Annotated in this window: 2 protein-coding genes and 1 pseudogene; 1 reads left to right on the top strand and 2 read right to left on the bottom strand. The window is 67.2% G+C overall.

All coding sequences use genetic code 11. The features are described from left to right. The first annotated feature begins 442 nt into the window (after positions 1-442). Positions 443-715 carry a DUF6225 family protein gene (locus ACIHCL_RS36900; RefSeq protein ID WP_399868926.1) on the top strand — a complete coding sequence of 91 codons (273 nt, stop codon included), beginning with the start codon at positions 443-445 and terminating at the stop codon, positions 713-715. A gap of 24 nt (positions 716-739) precedes the next feature. Here ACIHCL_RS36900 and ACIHCL_RS36895 read toward each other — a convergent pair. Further along, positions 740-2,194: pseudogene (locus ACIHCL_RS36895) on the bottom strand (NF041680 family putative transposase). Between the two features lie 117 nt (positions 2,195-2,311). Continuing rightward, complete coding sequence (locus ACIHCL_RS36890) at positions 2,312-2,722, bottom strand: RidA family protein (protein ID WP_399868925.1); 411 nt, start codon at positions 2,720-2,722, stop codon at positions 2,312-2,314. Positions 2,723-3,122: the final 400 nt, after the last annotated feature.

Raw genomic sequence — 3,122 nt, 5'->3', positions numbered from 1 at the left:
GCCTCGGGGTTCAGCATCGCCGCCGCGGTGGCCAGGTCGGTCTCGGCGCCGGTGGTCAGCGCGTACAGGGCGTACCCGATCGGGGAGGCGTCCCATCGATCGTGCTCATGGGGCCACGCTCTCACCTGCGCCTACGCACTTCCAGCGTTTTCCCCTCTCCCCAGCCATGCCGCCGAAGGGCTGCTCCGGAGCGACACGGCCTACTCCTCGACCGTCCCCACTTGCCAGATCAACCTTGCACTCACCCTGGGTGACGACCTGGAAAAGGATCCGCGTGCGGCGTCCGGGGGCCACCTGCACCACCACGGCGACCTTCTCATTCGGGGCGAGCGGCTCCGACCTGAACGCCTGGTAGTCGTCCACGTGCCCCGGATCAGTGCTCTGGCCCGGGGCACGGCCGTGTCTTCACCGGCAACGCGTTCCGGTCCGGCAATCTGTGCCCATGACCGACGTCTTCGAGCACACCCCGCAGGTCTGGAACGCTGCGCAGCTTCGCGACGCACTCAAAGACCTGCCCGATGACGCACCCATCCACATCGGCGTGGCAGACGACCCCGGCGACTTCCATGGATACCGGGCCTTCGTCCTCGTGGACGCGCATCAGGTGGAGAACTGGTGGCCGGCCACCTCCACAGCGCCGGAACGCACCGAGACAGCGGAGGCACTGACACTGTTCGCCGACTGGGAGCCGGGCGCATACGACCGTCTGGACTGACCGCCATGGTGCTCAGCTTGTTCTTTATGGTTTGAGTCGGTTTCGTTCGGTGATGCTCTCTGGTCGTTTCACGGTTTTACCCACATCTTAACGGGTGGCGGGCCGCCGGTTTTTCGAGCCAAGTGGCCTGCCAGGTCCGGGGGTTGAGGGTTTTGGCGCACGGGTCGGGCAGTGCAGGTGCGGGCGGAGGTTCCGAAACCCCCGGCGGACTCGGGCCGGGGTGAGTCGGCCGGGCTCGGCGGGCTTCTCCCACGGCCGCCGCAAGTCGGCGGCGGCCTCGCGCAGAAGGCGGATCTGGGTGTGGGCGGCGATGATCAGCCAGGTCCAGCGCTCGCCGGCCTTGGGCGTTCGCAGCTTCGGGCGGGTCCACCCGAGGGTCTGTTTCATCAGCCGGAAGGTGTGCTCCAGGTCGAAGCGCCTCAGGAATGCCTGCCAGCGCACGTCGACGTCCTCGCAGTTCAGGCCGGTGGCGGACGACCACAGCCAGAGCGGCAGCGGGTCTCCTCCACCGGGCAGCCGGTCGACCTGGAGGCGGATCAGTGTGCCCTCGATGATGGGGAGTTCGCCGGTGTGCTCGATCCAGGCGGAGCGGGTGGTCAGGCGCGGGTGGATACGGTCCCAGGCCATCGCGCGGGTGGTGCCGTATCGGTCGGTGACCTGCGTCGTGGCCGCGTCCGGCTCACCCCAGGTGTCCGGCTTGGCGAAGCGGAACTCCTTGCCGTGCTTCGGCGGTCGCCCGCCCTGGGGATAGGCCAGGGCGTACTCCCTGAGCGAGGGCGTCGACCGTCGCATGACGCGGTCGGAACGCATCCGTCCCAGCACCTCGACCGGGAGGCCGTCGAGGAGGTGGGCCATGCGTGGAGCGTCGTAGCCGGCGTCGAAGACGATGAGGATGTCGCGGTCGCCGACGTGCCAGCGGCCCATCTCGATCAGGTCGGTGACCACCCGGCGGAGCTGGGAGGCGGTGGCCTCGGCGACGTCGTCCTCGGGCCCGAGGCGGACGGCATCCAGGAGCTGGCACCAGGACGTCCGGCCCGATTCGAGGGCGGCGACGAACGAGTACGGCCAGCCGGGGACGAACTGGTCCGAGGAGCGTCCGCTGCGGCCCTAGACGTGGCAGAACAGGCGATCCGCGCTGGTCGGCGTGTCAGGGCGGAGCCAGTTGCTGACATCGACCGCCAGGACCAGGCGCCCGTCGGCGGCCCGCGGCATCGGCAGACCGGCCAGCACCTGCCGCAACCGGGTTACGTCCACGTTCCCGTGGTTCAACGCCTCGTACATCGCACCGTGCCTACGCCGGTGCTCGGCCACCAGCGTCAGATCCACCGGCGACGTCACCGGGCCGTCCGCGCACAGCAACGCGTCCACGAGCTCGAACAGCTCGTCCCCGTGCACGGTCAGGCAGTCGAATAGATCCTCCCGGAAGCGTGACGCTTGCGCGAACGCTTCCCAGGGACCGGCGTCAGGCAGCAGACTCACCTTCACGGCCTTCGTCTCGATCGGTGCACCTTGGTCTGAGCACATGATCAGACGAAGGCCGCCCCAGCGTCCCGCGAATGCCCAGCTGGGCTACCCAGTTCGATACGCCGTTCGAAGTCAGTCAGGCAGCGCCACGGTGAGATCCACCTCGACGAGCTGTCCCGGAAAGCCCAGCTGGGCGACGCCCAAGAGCGTGCTGGCGGTGGTGAACGCCGGACCCAGGGCAGACTCGTTGAGCCGACGCCATGCGGCTCCGAGAATGTCCCTCTCATCGCTCCGCACGTAGATCACTGACCGCACCACATGTTCAGGCTGGGCACTCACCGCTGCCAGGGCAGCGAGCGCGTTCGCGACAACCTGGTCGACCTGCGTCTCGAGGGAACCGGAACCGACGAGGTCACCATTCCGATCAAGCGGGCACTGCCCCGCCAGATAGGCGGTACGGCCCGCCTCCACCACGGTGATGTGGTGGTAGCCGGGTGTCTCATGCAGCTGCTCGGGGTTGATGCGGGTGATCTTCTCAGTCATGTCAGCGAGTCTGACCAGCGTGGTGCCAGCACGCACCGCATTTTCTCCACCGGCAAGCATTCCGCAGTGACGTGAGGTTAAAGAACAAGCGTACGTCCAGCAGTCCGGGACGTCTTCCCAGCTCAGAATGGATGTGAACGATGTAACCGGACGACAAGCTCAGGGTAGCCAGCCGGTGCAAGTCCGGTCCGGGGAGACGCCAGGGGCCCCGGTAGCTGACTCCCGGCGTCGCTCGAAAGGGTGGCGTCGAAGTGGAGTGACAAGCGCCCTTCGGGGGCGTGCAACCGGCCAGTCCGCAACATGAAGTGAACCGCCCCGGGTTCGGTAGAGATCTCAGATTGTGGTTGTGACCTGGGGTTTTGTCAGTTCCGTGTAGTAGTTGGTCTCGTACTCGACGGGT

This window comes from Streptomyces sp. NPDC052042, assembly GCF_044548345.1.
Taxonomy (GTDB): Bacteria; Actinomycetota; Actinomycetes; order Streptomycetales; family Streptomycetaceae; genus Streptomyces.
The sequence above is the reverse complement of the archived record's forward strand: the minus strand, read 5'-3'. Positions and strand labels throughout refer to the sequence as shown.